This is a genomic window from Burkholderia sp. AU31624, from assembly GCF_020420065.1.
In the GTDB taxonomy this organism is placed as follows: Bacteria; Pseudomonadota; Gammaproteobacteria; order Burkholderiales; family Burkholderiaceae; genus Burkholderia.
Map to the genome: position 1 here is coordinate 300,974 of NZ_JAIZRT010000002.1, position 20,805 is coordinate 321,778.

General features: G+C 67.7%; 22 protein-coding genes. 11 read left to right on the plus strand and 11 right to left on the minus strand.

Annotation, left to right across the window (positions count from 1 at the left end; all coding sequences use genetic code 11):
- Positions 1-204 precede the first annotated feature (204 nt).
- The 8 genes from LGM89_RS06635 (at position 205) to LGM89_RS06670 (ending at position 8,039) form a co-directional block, all read left to right on the plus strand.
- The gene (locus LGM89_RS06635; protein ID WP_089497719.1) at positions 205-549 is read left to right on the plus strand and encodes a DUF4148 domain-containing protein; all 345 of its coding nucleotides are present in this window, start codon (positions 205-207) and stop codon (positions 547-549) included.
- 84 nt (positions 550-633) lie between these two features.
- Positions 634-1,425, plus strand: coding sequence for an alpha/beta fold hydrolase (locus tag LGM89_RS06640; RefSeq protein ID WP_226272644.1), 792 nt, complete (start codon positions 634-636; stop codon positions 1,423-1,425).
- A gap of 76 nt (positions 1,426-1,501) precedes the next feature.
- Entirely contained in the window at positions 1,502-2,902 is a 1,401-nt protein-coding gene (locus LGM89_RS06645; protein ID WP_226272645.1) for an amidase family protein, read from the plus strand.
- Between the two features lie 423 nt (positions 2,903-3,325).
- Positions 3,326-3,796 (plus strand): rhodanese-like domain-containing protein, encoded by a 471-nt coding sequence (locus LGM89_RS06650; RefSeq protein ID WP_089443279.1) that lies wholly within the window; start codon positions 3,326-3,328, stop codon positions 3,794-3,796.
- A gap of 28 nt (positions 3,797-3,824) precedes the next feature.
- Positions 3,825-4,763, plus strand: coding sequence for a serine O-acetyltransferase EpsC (epsC, locus tag LGM89_RS06655; RefSeq protein ID WP_089443278.1), 939 nt, complete (start codon positions 3,825-3,827; stop codon positions 4,761-4,763).
- Between the two features lie 8 nt (positions 4,764-4,771).
- Entirely contained in the window at positions 4,772-4,993 is a 222-nt protein-coding gene (locus LGM89_RS06660; RefSeq protein ID WP_006484517.1) for a helix-turn-helix domain-containing protein, read from the plus strand.
- A 138-nt stretch (positions 4,994-5,131) separates the two neighbouring features.
- Complete coding sequence (locus LGM89_RS06665; protein WP_006479760.1) at positions 5,132-6,064, plus strand: family 2A encapsulin nanocompartment shell protein; 933 nt, start codon at positions 5,132-5,134, stop codon at positions 6,062-6,064.
- Positions 6,039-8,039, plus strand: coding sequence for a family 2A encapsulin nanocompartment cargo protein cysteine desulfurase (locus tag LGM89_RS06670; RefSeq protein ID WP_226272646.1), 2,001 nt, complete (start codon positions 6,039-6,041; stop codon positions 8,037-8,039). Before LGM89_RS06665 ends, LGM89_RS06670 begins: the two co-directional genes overlap by 26 nt.
- A gap of 60 nt (positions 8,040-8,099) precedes the next feature.
- Here LGM89_RS06670 and LGM89_RS06675 read toward each other — a convergent pair whose 3' ends face one another.
- From LGM89_RS06675 to LGM89_RS06705, 7 genes are all read right to left on the minus strand, one after another.
- A complete protein-coding gene (locus tag LGM89_RS06675) occupies positions 8,100-8,993 on the minus strand; it encodes an acetylglutamate kinase (RefSeq protein WP_226272647.1) in 894 nt (297 codons plus the stop codon).
- A 59-nt stretch (positions 8,994-9,052) separates the two neighbouring features.
- Entirely contained in the window at positions 9,053-9,574 is a 522-nt protein-coding gene (locus LGM89_RS06680) for a PTS sugar transporter subunit IIA (protein ID WP_226272648.1), read from the minus strand.
- A gap of 132 nt (positions 9,575-9,706) precedes the next feature.
- Positions 9,707-9,925, minus strand: a complete 219-nt coding sequence (locus LGM89_RS06685) for a hypothetical protein (protein ID WP_226272649.1) — start codon at positions 9,923-9,925, stop codon at positions 9,707-9,709.
- 58 nt (positions 9,926-9,983) lie between these two features.
- Positions 9,984-10,355: a DUF6697 family protein gene (locus tag LGM89_RS06690; protein ID WP_039354345.1), complete on the minus strand. Its 372-nt coding sequence runs from the start codon at positions 10,353-10,355 to the stop codon at positions 9,984-9,986.
- Between the two features lie 471 nt (positions 10,356-10,826).
- On the minus strand, positions 10,827-11,183 hold the full coding sequence (locus LGM89_RS06695) for a hydroxyisourate hydrolase (protein WP_089497711.1): 357 nt from the start codon (positions 11,181-11,183) through the stop codon (positions 10,827-10,829).
- Positions 11,184-11,191: 8 nt separating this feature from the next.
- Entirely contained in the window at positions 11,192-11,701 is a 510-nt protein-coding gene (locus LGM89_RS06700) for a nucleoside deaminase (protein ID WP_089497710.1), read from the minus strand.
- A gap of 58 nt (positions 11,702-11,759) precedes the next feature.
- Entirely contained in the window at positions 11,760-13,118 is a 1,359-nt protein-coding gene (locus LGM89_RS06705) for a nucleobase:cation symporter-2 family protein (RefSeq protein WP_226272650.1), read from the minus strand.
- A 171-nt stretch (positions 13,119-13,289) separates the two neighbouring features.
- On the opposite strand from LGM89_RS06705, the gene LGM89_RS06710 reads away from it, so the two are divergent.
- Positions 13,290-14,204, plus strand: coding sequence for a LysR family transcriptional regulator (locus LGM89_RS06710; RefSeq protein ID WP_089497708.1), 915 nt, complete (start codon positions 13,290-13,292; stop codon positions 14,202-14,204).
- A gap of 126 nt (positions 14,205-14,330) precedes the next feature.
- Here the strand turns inward: LGM89_RS06710 and groL are convergent, their stop codons facing one another.
- The 3 genes from groL to LGM89_RS06725 form a co-directional block, all read right to left on the minus strand.
- Complete coding sequence (gene groL, locus LGM89_RS06715; protein ID WP_226272651.1) at positions 14,331-15,971, minus strand: chaperonin GroEL; 1,641 nt, start codon at positions 15,969-15,971, stop codon at positions 14,331-14,333.
- A gap of 12 nt (positions 15,972-15,983) precedes the next feature.
- Positions 15,984-16,274, minus strand: coding sequence for a co-chaperone GroES (locus LGM89_RS06720; RefSeq protein WP_011694564.1), 291 nt, complete (start codon positions 16,272-16,274; stop codon positions 15,984-15,986).
- Positions 16,275-16,417: 143 nt separating this feature from the next.
- On the minus strand, positions 16,418-17,701 hold the full coding sequence (locus tag LGM89_RS06725) for an alpha/beta fold hydrolase (RefSeq protein ID WP_226272652.1): 1,284 nt from the start codon (positions 17,699-17,701) through the stop codon (positions 16,418-16,420).
- Positions 17,702-18,091: 390 nt separating this feature from the next.
- Between LGM89_RS06725 and LGM89_RS06730 the strand changes: the two genes are divergently transcribed.
- Together LGM89_RS06730 and LGM89_RS06735 are read left to right on the plus strand one after the other, a co-directional pair.
- Positions 18,092-18,772: a class II aldolase/adducin family protein gene (locus tag LGM89_RS06730; protein WP_226272653.1), complete on the plus strand. Its 681-nt coding sequence runs from the start codon at positions 18,092-18,094 to the stop codon at positions 18,770-18,772.
- A gap of 120 nt (positions 18,773-18,892) precedes the next feature.
- Positions 18,893-20,020, plus strand: a complete 1,128-nt coding sequence (locus LGM89_RS06735; RefSeq protein WP_089497706.1) for a sigma-54 interaction domain-containing protein — start codon at positions 18,893-18,895, stop codon at positions 20,018-20,020.
- Here the strand turns inward: LGM89_RS06735 and LGM89_RS06740 are convergent.
- Entirely contained in the window at positions 20,011-20,799 is a 789-nt protein-coding gene (locus LGM89_RS06740) for an ABC transporter permease (protein WP_089497705.1), read from the minus strand. The two genes, LGM89_RS06735 and LGM89_RS06740, sit on opposite strands and share 10 nt — an antisense overlap.
- Positions 20,800-20,805: the final 6 nt, after the last annotated feature.

The following is a 20,805-nucleotide window of genomic DNA, read 5'->3' on the forward strand; positions in this document are numbered from 1 at the left end:
AGTGAACGATGCGGCAGCCCGGTTTGTATCGCACTGTATCTGCGGCCGTTCCTGAAAAACTGGCATGCAGAAAGCCCCGGTTTCGGAAACATCGCAGATACGTGCGCGGGTTCTACTGTCGACATGCAGGAAACGTTCGATGCCAGACGAACTGGATCGGATGCCGAATGATCGACTGACCTACCTCTCTCAAGGAGAACCCTCATGAAAGCCGCTCGACTCCTCGCCGTTGCCGTCCTCGCTGCCATCCCCGCCTTGTCGTTCGCCGATACCGGCCACGGCCTCACGCGCGCCGACGTGCGCGCCGATCTCGTCCGCCTGGAGAAGGCCGGCTATCGCCCGGCCGGCAGCGAAGCGAACTACCCGAACGATATCGCGGCCGCGGAGGACGCCGTCGCCGCGCAGCAGGTCGCGCGTTCCGACCAGAACGGCCCGTCGAAGTCGCAAGGCGACAATGTGGCCGATGCGTCGACGCCGGCCGGCCATCACGACGCGTCCCAGTCGCGCTCCGCGCGGAATGCCGCCGACGACCTGTACGCGCATTCGTGATTGGCTGCCGCGCTTGCCGCAGGCGGGCGCGGCCACCACTGCAGCACTACATGTGAAAAACACAACAGAGCAAGGAGCATGACGATGGCCGGTTCGATGAAACGCGTTCTGGTATCCGCCGCGGTGATCGGCGGACTGTTCGGTGCGGTGGCGGCACAGGCCGCGCCGAAAGAAGATCTGAAGGGGACGAACGTCGTGCTCGTGCACGGCGCGTTCGCCGACGGGTCGAGCTGGAACCGCGTGATTCCGCTGCTCGAGGCGCGCGGGCTGCACGTGGTGTCGGTGCAGAATCCGCTGAGCTCGCTCGCCGACGATGCAGCCGCGACGAAGCGCACCGTGGACGCGCAGAAGGGGCCGGTCGTACTGGTCGGCCATTCGTGGGCCGGCGTCGTGATCAGCGAGGCGGGCAACGACGACAGGGTGAAGTCGCTCGTGTACGTCGCCGCGTTCGCGCCCGACAACGGCCAGTCGATCGCCGACGTCACGCAGGGGCTGCCGGCGCCCGCGTGGGCCGGTGAGCTGCGCAAGGACGCGGGCGGTTTCGCCACGCTGTCGGACAAGGCGATCGCGCAGGATTTCGCCCCCGACCTGCCGCCCGCGCAGCAGCGCATCGTTGCGGCGACCCAGGGGCCGTGGTATGGCGGTTGTATCTCGGAGAAGGTTACGCAGGCCGCGTGGCATGCGAAGCCGTCGACGTTCGTCGTCGCGACGCAGGACAAGATGATCGACCCGACGCTGCAGGAAGCGATGGCGAAGCGGATCGGCGCGACGGTCACGCGCGTGAACGGCAGCCATGTGGCGATGCTGAGCCAGCCGAAGGCCGTGGCCGACGCGATCATCGCGGCGGCCGAACGCGCGAAGCAGGATCAGCAGTGAGTGAACGCGGCGCCGCGCTTTCGCAGGAAAGTGCGGCGCCATGAGTGAGTGTGATGTCCTTCCACGAGGAGAAGTCATGACGGAACTCTGGCAACTGCCCGCAACCGAACTCGCGAAGCGCGTGCGGCATCGTGACGTGTCCGCGCGAGAAGTGGCGGATGCGGTGCTCGACCGTCTCGAGGCGGTGAATCCGGCGATCAACGCGGTGATCGAGCACCGGCCCGACGATGTCCGGCGGCAAGCCGACGAAGTCGATCGCGCGATCGCGCGCGGCGACGATCCGGGGCCGCTCGCGGGCGTGCCCGTCACCGTGAAGATCAACGTCGACCAGGCGGAATTCGCGACGACCAACGGCACGCGCCTGCAGGAGAACCTGATCGCGCACGCCGACAGCCCGGTGGTCGGCAACATCCGGAAGGCCGGCGCAATCCTGCTCGGCCGCACCAATTCGCCGACGTTCGCGTTGCGCTGGTTCACGTCGAATCTCGTGCATGGCCACACGCGCAATCCGCGCAATCCGTCGCTGACGCCGGGCGGATCGAGCGGCGGCGCGGCGGCAGCCGTGGCCGCCGGGATCGGCCCGCTTGCCGTCGGCACCGACATCGGCGGCTCGGTGCGTTACCCGGCCTACGCGTGTGGCGTGCATGGCATTCGTCCGTCGCTCGGTCGCGTGCCGGCGTTCAACGCGTCATCGCCCGAGCGTGCGATCGGCGCGCAGCTGATGTCGACGGCGGGGCCGATTGCACGCACGATCGGCGATCTCGCGCTCGCGTTGCGTGCGTTCGCCGTACCGGACCCGCGCGATCCGTGGCACGTGGCGGTGCCGTTCGACGGGCGCGAGGTGCCGAAGCGCGCGGCACTCTGCGTGCGGCCCGGCGGCTTGCAGGTCGTGCCCGAGGTCGAGGCCGCATTGCGCGATGCCGCACGGCGGTTGATCGATGCCGGCTGGACCGTCGACGAGATCGACGACACACCGCCGATGCGCGAGGCGGCACTGTTGCAGGAGCAGCTCTGGCTCGGCGACGGATTCGACGCTTTGACGAGCGCGGTCGTGAAAGACGGCGATCCGGGGGCGGCTGCCGTGGTCGAGGCCGTGCGCGGCAAGGTGCGTGACCTGCCGGCCGACGTGATCAGCCGCGCGCTCGTCCGGCGCACGACGTTGACGCGGCAGTGGCGGCTGTTTCTCGACGAGTATGCGGTGCTGCTGCTGCCGGTGTCGTCGGAACTGCCGTTCCCGGACGATCTCGACCGCCAGGGGCAGGACGGGTTCGATCGCGTGTGGGAGGCGCAGCTCACGTTGCGCGCGTTGCCGGCGATGGGGCTGCCGGGGTTGGCCGTGACCACGGCGCTCGTGAATGGCGTGCCGGTCGGCGTGCAGGTGGTTGCCGCGCATCATCGTGAGGATCTGTGCTTGCTCGCGGGGCGCGATATCGAAGCGCGCGGCGTGCCGGTCGCGCCGGTTGACCCCGTGGTGTGACGCGTTGAAGCGTGAGTGCATCGGCGATGCCGCGTCCGGCGTCGCACCGATGCATTCCGCCAGCCAACAGGATGTCACCCGCTGTCCCTGCATGCGCGCGCGTGCATGCAGGCCATTTCGGATTCCATTGCAACGCGCCGCACGCCGCGTTGATCGTCTTTCTCGAACCCTTTCAAATTCCTTCGATGCGTGACATCGAACGGTCACCCTTCTTCCCGTCCTGCTCGCCGATGAACCCGCCCCGATAGCGCACGTCTGCTATTGCATTCCCCGTGCCGCTGATTAGGAAATGAATTTTTATTGGTTCAGCTTGCCCGGCCGCAATCGCATAGTGGCGCTGACGGCTATAGACAGCACGCAAGCTGCAACGGCCGCATTCCCGGTGTCTTTGATCATACGAATCAACGAAAACAAGGAAGTGTCATGACGGTTGCATTGGAAGAACGAACTGCTGCGCAACAGGCGCTCGAAGACGCGCGCGAAGCGGCTACGGCGGCCGGCACCCCCTATGCGGGCGGCGTCGCGCCGGAAGTGGCGTGGGCGTTGTTCTCAGCCGGCGATGCATTGCTGGTGGACGTACGCACTGCCGAGGAACGGAAATTCGTCGGCCACGTGCCGGAATCGCTGCATGTGCCGTGGGCGACGGGCACGAGCCTGACACGCAACCCGCGCTTCGTGCGCGAACTGGAAGCGAAGACCGGCAAGGAGGCCGTCGTGCTGTTGCTGTGCCGCAGCGGCAACCGCTCGGCGCAGGCGGCCGAGGCGGCGACGAAGGGCGGCTTTACGCAGGTATTCAACGTGCTCGAAGGGTTCGAGGGCGACCTCGACGAGCGGCAGCAGCGCGGCGGCAGCAATGGCTGGCGTTTCCGCGGCCTGCCGTGGGCGCAGGACTGATTCACGGCCGTTACGGGGAGAACGCAGCATGGCCGCATTCGACATCGACGACATCGTTCAATCGCTGCAGACCGTGCGCCGCGCATGGCGCGAGAAGCAGCGGCGCTCGCTCGAACCGGGCGGGCGCGACCTGCCGGCGCGCGAGGCGCTCGCGCAGATCATCGGCGCGCTGAAAGGCGTGCTGTTCCCGATGCGGCTCGGGCCGCCCGACCTGCGCCAGGAGAGCGAGAACTTCCACGTGGCCCACGCGCTCGACGCCGCGCTGAATGCGCTGCTCGCGCAGGTGAAGCTGGAATTGCGCTACGCGGCGCGGCAGCGCAATGCCGACGGGCCGGTCGACAACGTCGATGAAGTGGCGTCGACGGCCGTGCAGGCCTTCGCCGCGCGCTTGCCCGAGATTCGCCGGCTGCTCGACAGCGACGTGCTGGCCGCGTTCCATGGCGATCCGGCGGCCGGCAGCGTCGACGAGGTGCTGCTGTGCTACCCGGGCATCCTCGCGATGATTCACCACCGGCTCGCGCACGAGCTGTACGGGCTCGGGCTGCCGCTGCTCGCACGGATCATCGCCGAGCAGGCGCACGCGGAAACGGGTATCGACATTCATCCGGGCGCGCGCATCGGCGCGGGCTTCTTCATCGATCACGGCACGGGTGTCGTGATCGGCGAGACGGCGATCATCGGTGAGCGCGTGCGCGTGTACCAGGCCGTCACGCTCGGCGCGAAGCGCTTTCCGCGCGATGCTGACGGCCATCTGGAGAAGGGGCATGCCCGCCATCCGATCGTCGAGGACGACGTGGTGATCTATGCGGGCGCAACGATCCTTGGCCGCGTGACGATCGGACGCGGCGCGGTGATCGGCGGCAACGTATGGCTCACGCAGGACGTGTTGCCCGGCGAAAACGTCACGCAGGCCGTGCTGCGCAGCGAAGCGAACGCCGCGCCGCGCGCGGCGGCGCGCGTCGCCTAGGAGGCGCGATGAGCGACCTCATCCATCACTTCGGCGCCACCGTGCGCAAGCTGCGCGAGGCGCGCACGTGGTCGCAGGAGCAACTGGCCGAGCATGCGGGGCTGAACCGCTCGTATGTCGGCGAGATCGAGCGCGGCGAGGCGATCGCGTCGATCGTCACCGCCGACAAGATCGCGCGCGCATTCGACGTGTCGATCTCGACACTGCTGCCGGGCGCGTACGTCACCTGAGGCTGCCTCGTTTCATTTCCCTTTCGGTTGCACGCGACCTGACGGCTATAGCATGTTGAGCCGGCAGGTGCGTGCTTCCGATAATCACCGAGCGTCATAAGCAATCCCGTTTTTCATCTAAAGAACCCGGAGCCACACATGTCGACCGTTGCAAGCGGCACGGCCGCGCTGAGCGATCACGCCGCCCGCCAACTAGCGAACGCTACCAAGACCGTCCCCCAGCTTTCCACGATCACGCCGCGCTGGCTGACCCACCTGCTGCAATGGGTGCCGGTCGAGGCCGGCATCTATCGGCTGAACCAGGTGAAGAACCCGGAAGCCGTGCGCGCCGCGTGCACGCAGCTCGAGGACGAAAGCGTGCTGCCGCAGACCTTCGTGCCGTACGAGGAACAGCCGCGCGAGTATTTCCTGAACGCGGTGAGCACGGTGCTCGACGTGCATACGCGGATCTCCGATCTTTACAGCAGTCCTCACGACCAGATCAAGGAACAACTGCGCCTGACGATCGAGACGATCAAGGAGCTGCAGGAAAGCCAGCTGATCAACAACCCCGACTACGGGCTGCTGGCCAACGTGACCGACGAGCAGCGGATCTTCCCGCTGACGGGCGCGCCGACGCCGGACGATCTCGACGAGCTGCTGACCAAGGTGTGGAAGGAGCCCGCGTTCTTCCTCACGCACCCGCTCGCGATCGCCGCGTTCGGCCGCGAATGCACGCGGCGCGGCGTGCCGCCGCCGACGGTCAGCCTGTTCGGCTCGCAGTTCCTCACGTGGCGCGGCATTCCGCTGATTCCGTCGGACAAGGTGCCGGTCGCGGACGGCAAGACCAAGATCCTGCTGCTGCGCGTCGGCGACAAGCGCCAGGGTGTGGTCGGCCTGTATCAGCCGGGCGTCGCGGGCGAGCAGGGCCCGGGCCTGTCGGTGCGCTTCATGGGGATCAACAACCAGGCGATCGCGTCGTACCTGATCTCGCTGTATTGCTCGCTCGCGGTCCATTCGCCGGATGCGCTGGCTGTCCTCGATGACGTCGAAATCGCCAAGTTCCATGACTATCCCGACACCTACCGTTAATCCCGGCCTGGCCGGCGGCGACGCGCACGCGCTGCCGCACGCGCCGCTGCCGGCCGGCTTGCCCGACCCGGCGACGCTCGCGCGGCTCGCGTCCGAGTTCTTCGCGACGCCGCCCGGGCAGGCTACCGCGCCCGGGCTGTCGGCGGGCAGCGGCGCGGTGGGCGGCGTGCCGTCCGCCTTGCCGGCCGCCGCGCCGATCCTTGCGTCGGTCAGCAACCCGGTACCCGGCGGTTCGCCGCTCGCGGGCCCGGGCGGTGCGGGCACCGGCGTGCCCGGTCTCGCACTCCCGCAAGGGAAGGTGCCCGGTGCGAATCTCGCGCCGTCCGCCCCGACGCACGTACTGTCGCTCGGTAACCGCGCACCCGCGCTGGCGCCGCATGCGGCCGCGCAGAACGGGCTGCCCGACAACGTCGTGTCGATCGCGTCCGCGCTCGAACCGCGCGTCGGCGGCGCGGCGCTCGGCGTGCCGCAAGTGAATGCGCCGGTATCGGAAGGCGCGGCGAAGGCCTCGCCGTACTACTTCACCGACGGTTCGCTGCAGGGCTGGCAGGCGACGCCGCAGGACATCGTCGTGCCGTCGAACGGCCTCGCGTCGCCGGAAGCGTTCGGGCTGCCGGGCGACGACGCGCTGCGCGCACTGCTCGCCGTGCATCGCGACGTACCGGTGTCGCGTGCATCGGGCGGCGACGTGCCGCGTTACTTCATCGACGACACGCACGCAGCCGAGCCGCAAGGCCAGCTGTATCGCGGCGCGCATCCGCCGTTCGACGTGAACGCGATCCGCCGCGATTTCCCGATCCTGCAGGAGCGCGTGAACGGCAAGCAGCTCGTGTGGTTCGACAATGCGGCGACGACCCACAAGCCGCAGGCCGTGATCGACCGTCTCGCGTATTTCTATGCGCACGAGAACTCGAACATCCACCGCGCCGCGCATGCATTGGCCGGCCGTGCGACGGACGCGTACGAGCATGCGCGGGAAACGGTGCAGCGCTTCATCGGCGCATCGTCGCCCGACGAGATCGTGTTCGTGCGCGGCACGACCGAGGCGATCAACCTGATCGCGAAGTCGTGGGGCGTGCAGAACGTCGGCGAAGGCGACGAGATCATCGTGTCGAATCTCGAGCACCACGCGAACATCGTGCCGTGGCAGCAGCTTGCCGCGCTCAAGGGTGCGAAGCTGCGCGTGATTCCGGTCGACGATTCGGGGCAGGTGCTGCTCGACGAATACCGGAAGCTGCTCAACGACCGCACGAAGATCGTGTCCGTCACGCAGGTGTCGAACGCGCTCGGCACGGTCGTGCCGGTGAAGGAGATCGTCGAGCTCGCGCATCGTGCGGGCGCGAAGGCGCTCGTCGACGGCGCGCAGTCGATCTCGCACATGCGCGTGGACGTGCAGGCGCTCGATGCGGATTTCTTCGTGTTCTCCGGGCACAAGATCTACGGGCCGACCGGGATCGGCGTCGTGTACGGCAAGCGCGCGATCCTCGACGACATGCCGCCGTGGCAGGGCGGCGGCAACATGATCGCGGACGTGACGTTCGAGCGCACGGTGTTCCAGCCGCCGCCGAACCGGTTCGAGGCCGGCACCGGCAACATCGCGGATGCGGTGGGGCTGGGCGCCGCGCTCGACTACGTGAACCGGGTCGGCATCGAGAACATCGCGCGCTACGAGCACGACCTGCTTGCGTATGCAACGAGCGTGCTCGCGCCGGTGCCGGGCGTGCGGCTCGTCGGCACGGCCCGCGACAAGGCGAGCGTGCTGTCGTTCGTGCTGAAGGGCTATGAGACCGAGGAAGTCGGGCAGGCGCTGAACGAAGAGGGCATCGCGGTGCGCTCGGGGCATCACTGCGCGCAGCCGATCCTGCGGCGGTTCGGGCTCGAGGCGACGGTGCGGCCGTCGCTCGCGTTCTACAACACGTGCGACGAAGTCGATGCGCTGGTGAGCGTCGTGCGGCGGCTTGCGACGCGGCGCTGACGCCATTCGCTTGCGGCGGCCCGGGTGGGTCGCCGCAAGCGTTTTATCGCTACAAGAAAGTCAGAACCGCACGACCTGCTTCTGCTCGACGTTGAAGCCGTCGCGCAGCACGCTCGCCGAATCCGCGAAGTAGCGGCGGGTTTCCGACAGCAGGTCGGTGTTGCCGCGCCGGCAGAACACGACTCCCGATCCTTCCTCCGTCAACAGTTCGTCGATCAGCGATTCGGGTTGCCCGATATCGGCGAGATGGACGTTCTGCACGCCGTGCGCAAGCGCATCGAGCGCGTCTCGCACGCAGGGCGCCGCCGTGGCGGCCGGGTGCTCGGCCAGCCACTGTTCGAGTTCCGTGATGCCATAGAGCCCCGCGAGTTCGCCAAGTTCGCGCAGCAGCGCACCGTCGACCATCATCACCAGCGTGACGGCGCCCGTGCGCTGCGCGAAGAGGCTGCCGAGCCGTTCCGCGCGCAGCAGGTGATCGTGGCCCGCGTCGTCCGGGGCGACCGGCATCACGACGGGCACCAGCCCGTTCTCGAGAAACGCGTTCAGCGCGGTGCCGTCGAACCGTGCGACCGCGCTCGCGTCGGTGCGGTCGGAATCGGCGCTCGCCACCAGCAGGCCGCCGTCGTGACCGTCGATGCCGATTGCCTTGGCGCCGTGACTGCTGATCAGGCGCACCAGTTCATGATTGACGCCCGCCATCGCCGCGTGAACGGCGTGGATCGATTGCGTGCCGGCCGCGGCCGGCACGCCCTGGACGACGATCGGGCGAACGCCGGTGAGGGCGAGCAGCGCGACATCCTGCGCGAACGCCTGGCGGGCGCGTGCATCGCTCGCGGCGCCGCCATCGACGATGACGACGGTCTGCCCGTGCAGGGCCTGCATGAACGGCAGCGAGCGCGCCAGGCCGGCTACGCGGCGCGACGTCAGGGTGGGACTTTCAGGGTCTGGGAACATGAGAATTCGAATGGATGAAGGGAGTGCTTGTCGCCGCAGGGTGCGGCATCAACTCGGCATCAGTGCGTGCGTTGCATCAGCTGGTGAATCTCGTCGGGCGTCAGCGCGTCGCGCGATGCCTGCCGAAACGGGCGTTCGCTGAAACACCGCGCCGCGTCGGCGAGCAGTTCGAGGTGTGCGCGATTGTCTTCCTGCGGCAGGACCAGCACGATGAATTCGCGCACGGGTTTGCGGTCCGGTGCGTTGAAGCTGAACGGATACTGCGCGCGGACGAACAGCGCGATGGCCGAGCGGAGACCGGCGACGCGTGCATGCGGAATCGCGACGCCCTGGCCGAGGCCGGTCGAGCCGAGTTGCTCGCGCTTGGTCAGTTCGGTCCTGATCCGTTCCGCGGACACGCCGCTGCCGCGCTCGACATAGCGCGCGACGAGGTCGAACAACTGGATCGCGCTTTCGACCGGTACGTCGAGCAGGATATTGTCCGGCGGGCAGGCGTCGGCCAGCCGGGTCGCGAACGGTGTGCCGCCGCGTCGGTAGGGAAGGTCGGGTTGGCCGCCGGCGGCGACCTGCTGCGTTTGCATGCGGATCTCTCCGTGTCGGGATGACAGGGAAATCCTAGACAAAACCGCGTAAAGACGGTGTTAGATACGAGCGGGCCCGACATTAAAATTGTGTATCGATTGCCGATGGAGCCAGGCCCGAAACGTAGCGCTTCAGGTGCCCGACAGCACGAACGGCAGCGTCGTCAGCAGAAACACCGAAATGCCGACCACCGGCGCGCCGAACGCGATCGCCCCGAACGCTACCGCGGCGCTGGTCAGCACGAGCGTTCTCGACACCCGTCGGTGCCGGTCGTGTGCAGCCGCCCTGTCATCGCGGATTGCACCGGTCCGCGCACCGATGACGTGTTTCCAGAACGTCAGGCCAAGCATGATGGCTCCTGTATGAAAGATGGCCGGAATGGGGTGCGCGAGGCGCCCCGCATGCGTATCAGCAACGCTTGAGCTTGAGCACGCGCGAGATCTGCCCGGGCGTGAAGCTGCTGTTGCGTACGTAAGGCGCGCAGTCGAGCGGTGCGGTGAGCGATTCGCTGACGACGTACTGGCCGACGAAGCGGTACGCGTCGGTGGCCATGCGGATGAACACCGGAATCGCATCGCGTTGCGCGGCGAGCGTCCTGCCGGCCGCCCGTGCGGACGCGCTGCCGTCGCAGAGGATCACGTCGGGTGCGTGCGGATTGAGGTCCGTGCGCAGGCAGGCGGCCACGACCTTGCCGTTCTTCGTCGGCAGGAACGCCTGCTTGCTGCCGCCGCACGCGGTGTGGATGAATTCGCGGGTGTACTGCTTGTCGATCTCGAACATGATCGTGCTCCGGTATCGGAAACTTCCGTTGGTTAAATCAGGTATGCAAAGTAATCAGGTTGGATCGACATGGGGGATGCGAGGCATGCCAGTCGATCGTTGCCGGGGCGGCGGATCGATGGCGCGTCGTGAGGCGGGAATTTCCGCGCGGACACGCTTGCAGCGCGCGATGCGCGGCTAACGCATCGACGTCGTGTTCAAGCGTGAACGGGAAGGACTACGGCGCGCACCGTCCGCCTGCGGGCAGGACGGTGGCTCGGGAACAGAGAGACGCAGGCGTCCTGCCGGTCAGGCAGAAAAGCAACTCGGAGGGCGAGGACTTCGGATGCGCATATGCGTACTCGTGGATGGATCGATTGCGAACACATTCTAGTGAACGCATGCGCGGGCGCAAGTAAAAAGGTCGTAAAGGTTGTGCGGTCCGCACGACGTGCACTGCCAGATTTCATCTGGCCCGAGCCCGCCGCCCGCTCACGCGCCGCCGCGAAAGCAGGACAGCCCCCACGGCGTCATCTTGAACGGCAGGTGATAGTGCTGCGCCGCATCGGCCAGCCCGAACCGGTAGACGACGTCGCCGAGGAACGGCGGATCGGCGTCCGCCATCCCTCGATCCTGATACCACGCGCCCGTGCGGAGCGTCACCTCGTACACGCCGGACACGCACGCGAGGGCGACCGAGTCGAGCGCATCGAGGCAGCCGTTCGATCCGATGCGCCCCCGGCACAGCAGTTCCCGGCTCGCGGGGCCGATCCGTTCGACGCTGACGCCGAGCCCTTCGGCGACGACGCCGCGCGCGACGTCGATCACGTGAATCGAAATGCCGGGCATGTCGCGACCTACGCCCAGAAGCCGCGGTGGGAGCCGGCGGCCTCATCCTCGAGCAGCGGCCCGACGACTTCGACGTGCCGCTGCCCGCGCAGGAACACTTCGCGGCACGGCAGCGAGAACGTCGGGTTCTCCGGGTGCGCACCGGTCAGCCCAAGCAGCCGGTGCTCGGACAGCGCGTACACGACGCGGCCGATATTGCACCAGTAGATCGCGCCCGCACACATGCAGCACGGCTCCGCGCTCGTGTAGAGCGTGCATCGCGCGAGTTGCTCGGGCGACAGCAGGCGCGCGGCCTTGGCCGCCGCGGCGAGTTCGGCGTGTTGCGTCGGGTCGCCTTCGGGCGGCATCGAGTTGTTGCCTGCGGATGCCACGATGTTGCCGTGCTCGTCCGCCACGATCGCGGCGAACGGGTGATGGCCGTCCTGTCGCGATTCGTCGGCGAGTTCGATTGCCGCGCGCAGCAGCGCCAGGTCGCGTTCGTCGAGATTCGCGGGTGCCGGTGTCGTGTCGATTTGCATGGTGCGTTCTCCGTATGGTTCGGGTTCGAATCAGGATTCAGATCAGGGAGGGGGAAATTCAGCGGGCGTGCGTGCCCGCGCCGTCCGGAACGACAGCGGCCGGCGCGTGCGTATCGGCTTCGTGCCGGGTGCCGTTGAGCAGCACGTTGAGCACGATGGCGGTCAGCGCGCCGAGGAAGATGCCGCTGTCGAGAATCAGCCTGGCCGGGCCGCTCACGTGACCGAACAGGGCCGGCAGCGACATCGGCAGCACGCCGACGCTCACCGACACGGCCACGATGATCGCGTTGCGGGTGCCGTCGAATTTCACGCGGGCGAGTTCCTGGATGCCGGCGACCGTCGTCATGCCGAACATCACGATCGCGCAGCCGCCGAGCACCGGGCGGGGTACCGATGCGATCAGCGCGCCCAGTTTCGGGAATAGCCCCATCAGCATCATGATGACGCCGGCGGATGCGACGACGTAGCGGCTCTTCACGTTCGAAAGCGCGATGAGGCCCGTGTTCTGCGTGAACGCATTGTAGGGAAAGCTGTTGAAGATGCCGCCGAGCATCGTCGAGAGTCCGTCGGCGCGAAACGCGTTGCCGAGGGTCGTTTGCGACGACGGGCGGCCGATGATCGTGCCGATCGCGAGCACGTTGCCGGTCGTCTCCGCCATGATGACGAGCATCGCCAGCGCCATCACGAGGATCGGCGTCACGGCGAAACTCGGCATGCCGAACGCGAACGGCGTGCTGAATTCGAACCATGCGGCTTCGCCGACGTGCGCGAAACTCGTCATCCCGCACGCGGTGGCGATCGCGGTGCCGACTATCAGCCCGATCAGCACCGACAGGTTGGCGACGAAGCCGCGGCACCGCGCATAGACGAACAGTGTGATCGCGACCGTCGCGAAGCCGAGCAACAGGTTGGCGGCCGAGCCGAACGCCGGTGCGTCGGGGTTGCCGCCGCCGAGCCAGATCGCGGCGGCCGGCATCAGCGACACGCCGATGATCGTGATGAGGCTGCCGATGACCACCGGCGGAAAGAAGCGCAGCAGCCGGCTGAATACCGGCGCGATGACGACGGTCAGCGCGCCCGCGGCGATCACCGAGCCGAACACGCTGGCAATGCCGTACTGCTTGCCGATCATGATCATCGGCGCGATGGCGATGAACGAACAGCCCTGGATCAACGGCAGCCGCGCGCCGAACTTCCAGACGCCAATCGTCTGGATCAGTGTCGCGATGCCGGAAGTCAGCAGGTTCGCGTTGATCAGCATGACCATCTGCTGCTGCGACAGTCCCAATGCGCTGCCGAGGATCAGCGGGACGGCTACGGCGCCGGCGTACATCACCAGCACGTGTTGCAGTCCATAACTGGCGAGTTGCCGTAACGGCAGGATTTCGTCGACCGGATGCGGGCGTGGCTTGCTCATGCGATGACTCCTGTGGTTTGTCTCGAACCGGGTGGCCGTGCTGCCGGATCCAAGGGAATTCCCTGCCCGGAAGCGGCTGGATGCGTGCTGGTCGGTGCGCCATAATCCATCACGCCTGCCGGGGCACCAAATGAATATCCATCGGTTTTTTCAATAGGTCAGGGAAGCGCCATGCGCTATTCGCTCGAGCAGCTCGAGATGTTTGCCCGCGTCGTGAAGACGGGCTCGTTTTCCGCGGCGGCGCGTAGCCTCGGCAAGACCCAATCGACGATCAGCCTCGCGATCGCGAACCTGGAAGTCGACTGGGGCCTGCCGCTCTTCGACCGCACGAGCAAGCTGCCCGCGCTCACGCCGGCCGGCCTTAAGCTGCTGAATGAAGTCGAGCTGGTGCTCGAGCGCTGTCTCGATCTGGAGTCGCATGCGAACGAACTGGGCGACCTGGTCGAGCCACGGCTGACGCTCGCGATCGAGGTGCCGTACAACACCGTGATGCCGGCGATCGTCGATTTCTCGACGCAGTTTCCGAATGTCGATCTCGACATCCGCCATCCGTTTCATGGCGACGTGACCGATCTGCTGCTGAAGGACGAAGCGGACCTGGGCGTTGCGTTCGCGCAGCCCGCGTATCCGCGCGACCTCGGTTTTGCGCAGATGGGCAAGCTGATCCTCGCGCACGTGGCGCGTCGCGATCATCCGCTCGCGTGCCAGGACAGCGTGAGTTTCGCGGAGCTGCGCTCGCATCGCCGGCTTGCATTCAGCGCGCACAACGACACGCTGCCGAGTACGGAGTATCTCGACTCGGCGCGCTGCTGGCAGGCCGAAAGCTATCTGGCGTTACTGGAGATGGTGCGCGCGGGGCTCGGCTGGACGACGCTGCCGCGCCAGTTGATCCTGCGGGAACTGGACGCCGGCGAACTCGTCGAGCTGCAACTGGCCGCGTATCCGCATACCGACTGGCTGGTCGGCGTCGACCTGATCTGGGGCAAAGCGCGCGTGCTCGGCAAGGCCGGCACGTGGCTCAAGCGGCGAATGCAGGCGCACAAGGTGTTCGAACTCGATCGCGGCGGGAACGCCACGACGTGGTAGCCGGCGCCGCGCGAGAGGCATCGCGGCAAAAAAAATGCGCGTGACGACTTGCATCGCCACGCGCAGGGGAGTCTGCAAGGTCGCGCGCATGCCGGCGAACCGGCACACGGCACACGCGCTACATCGTCAGAAATCGAACCCCGGCCCACCCGCACCCGGGCCGCCCGGCGCAGCTACCGGCGCCGCATCTTTCGGCGCTTCGAACACGGTGGCATCCGTCGTCAGCAGCAACCCCGCAACCGACGCCGCGTTCTGCAGCGCCGTGCGCGTGACCTTGGTCGGATCGAGCACGCCCGACTCGACGAGGTCGCCGTATTCACCGGTCTGTGCGTTGTACCCGAAGTTGCCCGAGCCTTCGGCCACTTTCGCGACGACCACGCTCGCTTCCTCGCCCGCGTTCGTGACGATCTGGCGCAGCGGTTCCTCGAGCGCGCGCAGCACGATCTTGATTCCTGCGTTCTGGTCGGCGTTCACGCCCTGCAGCTCGCGGATCGCCTGCCGCACGCGGATCAGCGCGACGCCGCCGCCCGGCACGATGCCTTCCTCGACGGCCGCGCGCGTCGCGTGCAGCGCGTCGTCGACGCGGTCCTTCTTCTCCTTCACTTCGATTTCGGTGGCCCCGCCGACCTTGATCACCGCGACACCGCCCGCGAGCTTCGCGACGCGTTCCTGCAGCTTTTCACGGTCGTAGTCGGACGTCGCTTCGTCGATCTGCACGCGGATCTGCTTCACGCGGGCCTCGATGTTCTTCGCATCGCCCGCGCCATCGATCACGGTCGTGTTCTCCTTGCCGACCTCGATGCGCTTCGCCTGGCCGAGTTCGGCGAGCGTCGCCTTCTCGAGCGTGAGGCCCGTCTCCTCGGCGATCACCTGCCCGCCGGTGAGGATCGCGATGTCCTCGAGCAGCGCCTTGCGGCGGTCGCCGAAGCCCGGCGCCTTCACGGCGACCGTCTTCAGGATCCCGCGGATGTTGTTCACGACCAGCGTCGCGAGCGCTTCGCCTTCGACATCTTCCGCGATGATCAGCAGCGGCCGGCCCGATTTCGCGACCTGTTCGAGCACCGGCAGCAGGTCGCGGATGTTCGAGATCTTCTTGTCGTGCAGCAGGATGTACGGGCTTTCGATCTCGGCGATCTGCTTGTCCGGGTTGTTGATGAAGTACGGCGACAGGTAGCCGCGATCGAACTGCAGCCCTTCGACCACGTCGAGCTCGTCCGCGAGCGACTTGCCGTCCTCGACGGTGATCACGCCTTCCTTGCCGACACGGTCGATCGCTTCCGCGATGCGCTGGCCGATCGATTCCTCGCCGTTCGCGGAGATCGTCGCGACCTGCGCGATTTCCTTGCTTGTGGTGGTCGGCCGGCTGATCTTCTTCAGCTCGTCGACGGCCGCCGCGACGGCCTTGTCGATGCCGCGCTTCAGGTCGAGCGGGTTGAGCCCGGCCGCGACGTATTTCTGGCCTTCACGAACGATTGCCTGCGCGAGCACGGTGGCCGTCGTGGTGCCGTCGCCGGCGGCGTCGCTGGTGCGCGACGCGACTTCCTTCACGAGCTGCGCGCCGATGTTCTGCAGCTTGTCCGCGAGTTCGATTTCCTTCGCGACCGACACGCCGTCCTTCGTGACGACGGGTGCGCCGAAGCTGCGTTCGAGCACGACGTTGCGGCCCTTCGGCCCGAGCGTGACCTTCACCGCGTTCGCGAGAATGTTCACGCCTTCCGTCAGTTTCGCCCGTGCGACGTCGCTGAAAATGATTTCCTTCGCTGCCATGATTGCGCTCCGTTATTGATTGACGACCGCGACGATGTCTTCTTCGCGCAGCACGAGAAACTCGTTGCCGTCCACCTTGACGGCTTGCCCCGCGTACTTGCCGAACAGCACGCGTTCACCGACCTGCAGGTCGGGCACGATGCGCTGGCCGTCCGTATCCTTGCGGCCGGGGCCGACGGCGATCACTTCACCCTGGTCGGGCTTTTCCGCGGCGCTATCGGGGATCACGATGCCCGATGCGGTGGTGGTTTCCTGGTCGAGTCGTTTCACGATCACGCGGTCGTGCAAGGGGCGTAGGCTCATTGGTTCGTCCTGTGCTGATCTGTTGAAATGGGCTGGCACTCTTTAACAGAGAGTGCTGACGAGTATAAAAATGCGCGGCGGCGCGATCCAATAACGGATTCCGAAATGCATTCGCGCCGACGTGCAAAAGCGCGTCATCTCAGCTATTGCGACACGGCCTGCTGGGCGGCGGGCGTGCAGACCGGGCGGATCGTCTCGCCGGCGAGCACGCGCTTCACGAACGGGATCGAATCCGCCAGCGACGCGTTCACGGTGCCGTTGTGTTCGCGGCCCGCATACAGGTGCGCCTCGACCGTCGTGCCGGCCGCGCATGCGTCCTTCGCGAGCGCGAGTTCGAGCGGCGCGAGCCCGTCGTCGGCACCCGCACCGATGAATACCGGCGTGGCGATCTTCAGCGTCGGGTATTTCAGGTATTCGTCCCACCATGCCTTCAGCCGTGCATCGCCGCCGGGCTTGACGGTGTTCGCGTGCGTGAGGTGCGCGAGCGCCGCGTCGTCCTCGAGCGATGCAAGGCAACTGATGCGCGACTGTTCGAGGATCGGCAATGCCTGGTCGGTCAGCACCTCGTCCGCGCGCAGCGACGGGTCGATCTGCTGCGCGGAGAGCACCGAATAGAACTGGTACGCGAGCGTCGGATCGACGCGCTCGGGATCGCGCCGGTACGCGCTCTCGAACTTCGGCAGCGACGCGAGCGTGGCGGGCGATGCGTTGTAGATCGTGCCGGTGGCCACGGTCGCGCGGATCGCGAGTTCGGGCGCATAGGTGGGTGCGTAGCCGGCCGCCGCGAACACGGCCGAGCCGCCCTGCGACTGGCCGACGAGCACGACCTCGTTCGCGAGGCCCGGTACGCCGCCGAGCACCGCGCGCACGCTGTCGAGCAGCGTGTAGCTGTTCGAGCGGTTGTTGAGCTGCGGATTCGGGCCGGGCGTGCCGAGCCCCTGGTAGTCGGTCGCGACGACTGCGAACCCGTGCTGAAGCCACGCGTTCAGATAGCGCACGTCGCGGTACGAGCGGCCGAACCACGACGGTGCGCAGATGTCGGCCATCCCGAACGTGCCGTGCGCCCACGCAACGATCGGCCAGCCGCCGGCCGGCGGCGTGCCGCGCGGCACGAACAGCGCACCGGACACGGCGATCGGCGTGCGGCCGCCGACGCCGTCGGTCGATGCATAGAGGATGCGCAGTTGGTGGCCGGCGCTCGCGAGCCCGAGCGTCGCCGGCAGCGGCTCGGTGCGCAGCAGCACGCCGGGCGTCGCCGGAATGTCGCGGTCCCACGTGTAGAACGCGGACACGCGGCCGTCGCCTTGCAACGGATCGGGCGCAGGCACGCGGCCGGGGGACGCCGCATGCGACAGGAGAGACGAGACGGCGAGCGCCGAAGCCAGCAGCGTGCGCGCGGCGTAGCCGCGCAGGGGGAGGAGCGTCATGGTCGGATGGGTGTCGGTGAAATCGGATCGGGCGCGCCGGACAGTGCGCGGCGCGGGCCGACCACGACGCAAGTTTCGAACCAGCGCAGCCGTTGGGCGCCAGGCGCGAGACACGACGGGCCGCCGCGCCGTACGGCGAGCCGCGCACGCTTTCGGCGGCTGCGCGTCGCGCAACAATCCGGGCCGGCAGGCTGTTGCTCCCGCAACAGAGGTGCACGCGGGGGGCGCATGACGCGCGTCGTGAAAAAGGCGCACACGCACCGTGGCGCGGGCCTGCGCCGCATGCATGCCCGGCTGGCACGATTGCTGCTGATCCGGTGGCCGTGCGTCGCGGTGTCACGACATCGCGATGCGAGCCCATCCGTCCATCCGATCAAGGAAACCGTCCTCATGCCAGTCACCTCCACCATCGACAGCGGCGAACTCGTGGCATTCGTCGAGCGCGCCACGCGCGAATTCACGCAGGCCGAACGCGTGCTGAAGGATACGCGCACGCTGTCCGCGACCAACACGTTCCAGGCGTTCCAGCGCGTGCCGGGCACGGAACTCATCGTCGCGCTGTCGGCGCCGAGCCCGTGGGCCGCGTCGCAGGAGATCCAGCCCGTCGTCGTGACGTTCGACGGCGACGTGCTGCACGGCGACGCGCGCGCGGGCGGCAGCGGGCCGCGCTATGCGGACGTGTTCCGCGAGGTGCCGGAAGTCGGCGTCGTGATCCACGTGCACGGCCCGTACCTCGGTGCGTGGGCGAGCGCGCATCGCCCGCTGCCGATCCGCTACGCGCCGGCCGCGCGCTACACGCGGGCCCGCGAGATTCCGGTGTATGTCGATCGCCGTCCCGGCGAGCCGCGCTTCATCGTCGACACGATCCGCCGCGACGCCGAGGTGCCGGCGATCATCGAGGCGAACGGCGGCGCGACGTTCTGGGGCACATCGATCCTCGACGTTTCGAAGTACATCCTGATCCTCGAGGAGGCCGCGTATTTCCAGGCGCTCGCGGAACCGCTCGGCGGCTCGCTCGAATTCGGGCCGGGCGCGCTCGAGCAGCAATGGAAGATGACCGGCCTCGCGTGACCTCGTGCCGCGGCCGGCGCAATCCGGCCGCCGTCATACCGATAGCTCGATGAATTGGTTCGTGGCCGGCGCGCGCCTTGCTATCGTCGAACCTTCCCCGTTCAACACGCCGGTCGTGCCATGGCCATCTTCAGCTTGCCGGACCCGACTTCGCATGCGATCACGATTCGTGCGAAGGCGCTGACGTTCGACGATCCCAAATCGCGGGTGCTGCTCGAGCGCATCCAGCTCGTCGCGCCCAGCGACGCGACCGTGCTCGTCACCGGCGAGAGCGGCACCGGCAAGGAGCTGATCGCGCGCCTCGTGCATTCGCTGAGCGAGCGCCACGACGGCCCGTTCGTCGCGGTCAACTGCGGCGCATTCTCCGAGACGCTGATCGAGAGCGAGCTGTTCGGCCACGAGCGCGGCGCGTTCACCGGCGCGATCAACAGCCAGCCCGGCTGGTTCGAATCCGCGAATCGCGGCACGCTGTTTCTCGACGAGGTGGGCGACCTGCCGCTGTCCGCGCAGGTGAAGCTGCTGCGCGTGCTGCAGGAGCGCGAAGTGACGCCGGTCGGCTCGCGCAAGACCGTGAAGATCGACGTGCGGCTCGTCGCGGCCACCAACGTGAATCTCGAAGCCGCGGTGCGCGCGGGCAATTTCCGCGAGGATCTGTACTACCGACTCAACGTCGTGAAGCTGAGCCTGCTGCCGCTGCGCGAGCGGCCCGGCGACATCGCGCCGCTGATCGAGCACTTCATCGACACCTACGCGAAGCGGCTGCGCGTGGCCGCGCCGACGCTGACGGACGCCGCGCGCGCCCGGCTGCATGCGCATGCGTGGCCCGGCAACATCCGCGAACTCGAGAACGTGATCCACCACGCGGTGCTGATCTGCGCGGGCGGCGCGATCGACGTGGGCGACCTGCAGTTTTCCGCGCTGTCGCTGGCGCCCGATGCCGGTGATCCGCGCAGCACGGCGGCGGCGCCGCCGCGCCGGGCGCGCGACGTGGCCGAGGCCACCGATGCGCTGCGCCACGCGGTGATCGAGCTGCTGGATCTCGGCACGCCGGCGCTGTGGCAGCACATTGAGGACACCGTTTACCGCAGCGTGTTCGACTACAGCGACCACAACCAGCTGCGCATGTCGCGCCTGCTCGACCAGTCGCGCAACATCGTGCGCGCGCGGCTCGCGCAGCTCGGCATCCTGAAGCCGCGCGACGCGGGCGACGCGAGCGACGCCGACGCGCGGCTGCGCCGTCAGGCGTGATCGCGCCAGCGCAGCGCGCGCTGCGCGATCCGCTCGCATAGCGCACTCATGCCGACGGCAAGCGCCGTCACCCCCAGCACGCAGACCAGCAACACGTCGGCACGTGCGCCCGCCTGCGCGTTCTGCATCAGGCTGCCGACCCCCGCGCCCGCGTTGAACAGCAGCTCGCTGCTGGTCGCGGTGATCCACGCGAACGGCACGGCCTGCAACACGCCCGCGAACAGGTCGGGCAGCGCGCCCGGAATCAGCACGTCGCGCCACAGGCCGATGCGCGTCAGGCGATACGACTGCGCGAGTTCGACATAGCGCGGATCGACGCGGCGCAGCCCGTCGAAGCTGGCGGTGGTCATCGGGTAGAACGCGGCGAGCGCGATGATGAACACCTTCGCGAATTCGCCGGTGCCGGCCCATAAACTCAGCAGCGGAATCAGCCCGAGCAGCGGCACGTAGCGCAGCGCCTGGAACGTCGGCTCGCCGAGCTTGCGCGCGAGCGTCGAGCGCGCCATCGCCGCGCCGAACACGAGCCCGAACGCGACGCCGGCCACGAGGCCGACCGTCGTGCGGCGCAGGCTCGCGCCGAGATCGGTCGCGAGTTCGCCGCTGCGTGCGAGCTCGACGAGCGCGGCGCCGACCTGCTGCAACGGTACGAACGCGTATTGATGGGCCGCGTCGCCGGACGACGCGTATTGCCAGGCGGCGACCAGCAGGGCCGGCACGACGAGGCCGCGTGCACGACGGCGCAGCGCGGCGAACGAGAATGCGGGGATGGCGAGGGTCATTCGGAT

Bases quoted from the DNA above. Each gene is read 5' to 3' on its own strand.
- LGM89_RS06635 (WP_089497719.1), top strand. From the start codon at position 205: ATGAAAGCCGCTCGACTCCTCGCCGTTGCCGTCCTCGCTGCCATCCCC.
- LGM89_RS06640 (WP_226272644.1), top strand. From the start codon at position 634: ATGGCCGGTTCGATGAAACGCGTTCTGGTATCCGCCGCGGTGATCGGC.
- LGM89_RS06645 (WP_226272645.1), top strand. From the start codon at position 1,502: ATGACGGAACTCTGGCAACTGCCCGCAACCGAACTCGCGAAGCGCGTG.
- LGM89_RS06650 (WP_089443279.1), top strand. From the start codon at position 3,326: ATGACGGTTGCATTGGAAGAACGAACTGCTGCGCAACAGGCGCTCGAA.
- epsC (WP_089443278.1), top strand. From the start codon at position 3,825: ATGGCCGCATTCGACATCGACGACATCGTTCAATCGCTGCAGACCGTG.
- LGM89_RS06660 (WP_006484517.1), top strand. From the start codon at position 4,772: ATGAGCGACCTCATCCATCACTTCGGCGCCACCGTGCGCAAGCTGCGC.
- LGM89_RS06665 (WP_006479760.1), top strand. From the start codon at position 5,132: ATGTCGACCGTTGCAAGCGGCACGGCCGCGCTGAGCGATCACGCCGCC.
- LGM89_RS06670 (WP_226272646.1), top strand. From the start codon at position 6,039: ATGACTATCCCGACACCTACCGTTAATCCCGGCCTGGCCGGCGGCGAC.
- LGM89_RS06675 (WP_226272647.1), bottom strand. From the start codon at position 8,993: ATGTTCCCAGACCCTGAAAGTCCCACCCTGACGTCGCGCCGCGTAGCC.
- LGM89_RS06680 (WP_226272648.1), bottom strand. From the start codon at position 9,574: ATGCAAACGCAGCAGGTCGCCGCCGGCGGCCAACCCGACCTTCCCTAC.
- LGM89_RS06685 (WP_226272649.1), bottom strand. From the start codon at position 9,925: ATGCTTGGCCTGACGTTCTGGAAACACGTCATCGGTGCGCGGACCGGT.
- LGM89_RS06690 (WP_039354345.1), bottom strand. From the start codon at position 10,355: ATGTTCGAGATCGACAAGCAGTACACCCGCGAATTCATCCACACCGCG.
- LGM89_RS06695 (WP_089497711.1), bottom strand. From the start codon at position 11,183: ATGCCCGGCATTTCGATTCACGTGATCGACGTCGCGCGCGGCGTCGTC.
- LGM89_RS06700 (WP_089497710.1), bottom strand. From the start codon at position 11,701: ATGCAAATCGACACGACACCGGCACCCGCGAATCTCGACGAACGCGAC.
- LGM89_RS06705 (WP_226272650.1), bottom strand. From the start codon at position 13,118: ATGAGCAAGCCACGCCCGCATCCGGTCGACGAAATCCTGCCGTTACGG.
- LGM89_RS06710 (WP_089497708.1), top strand. From the start codon at position 13,290: ATGCGCTATTCGCTCGAGCAGCTCGAGATGTTTGCCCGCGTCGTGAAG.
- groL (WP_226272651.1), bottom strand. From the start codon at position 15,971: ATGGCAGCGAAGGAAATCATTTTCAGCGACGTCGCACGGGCGAAACTG.
- LGM89_RS06720 (WP_011694564.1), bottom strand. From the start codon at position 16,274: ATGAGCCTACGCCCCTTGCACGACCGCGTGATCGTGAAACGACTCGAC.
- LGM89_RS06725 (WP_226272652.1), bottom strand. From the start codon at position 17,701: ATGACGCTCCTCCCCCTGCGCGGCTACGCCGCGCGCACGCTGCTGGCT.
- LGM89_RS06730 (WP_226272653.1), top strand. From the start codon at position 18,092: ATGCCAGTCACCTCCACCATCGACAGCGGCGAACTCGTGGCATTCGTC.
- LGM89_RS06735 (WP_089497706.1), top strand. From the start codon at position 18,893: ATGGCCATCTTCAGCTTGCCGGACCCGACTTCGCATGCGATCACGATT.
- LGM89_RS06740 (WP_089497705.1), bottom strand. From the start codon at position 20,799: ATGACCCTCGCCATCCCCGCATTCTCGTTCGCCGCGCTGCGCCGTCGT.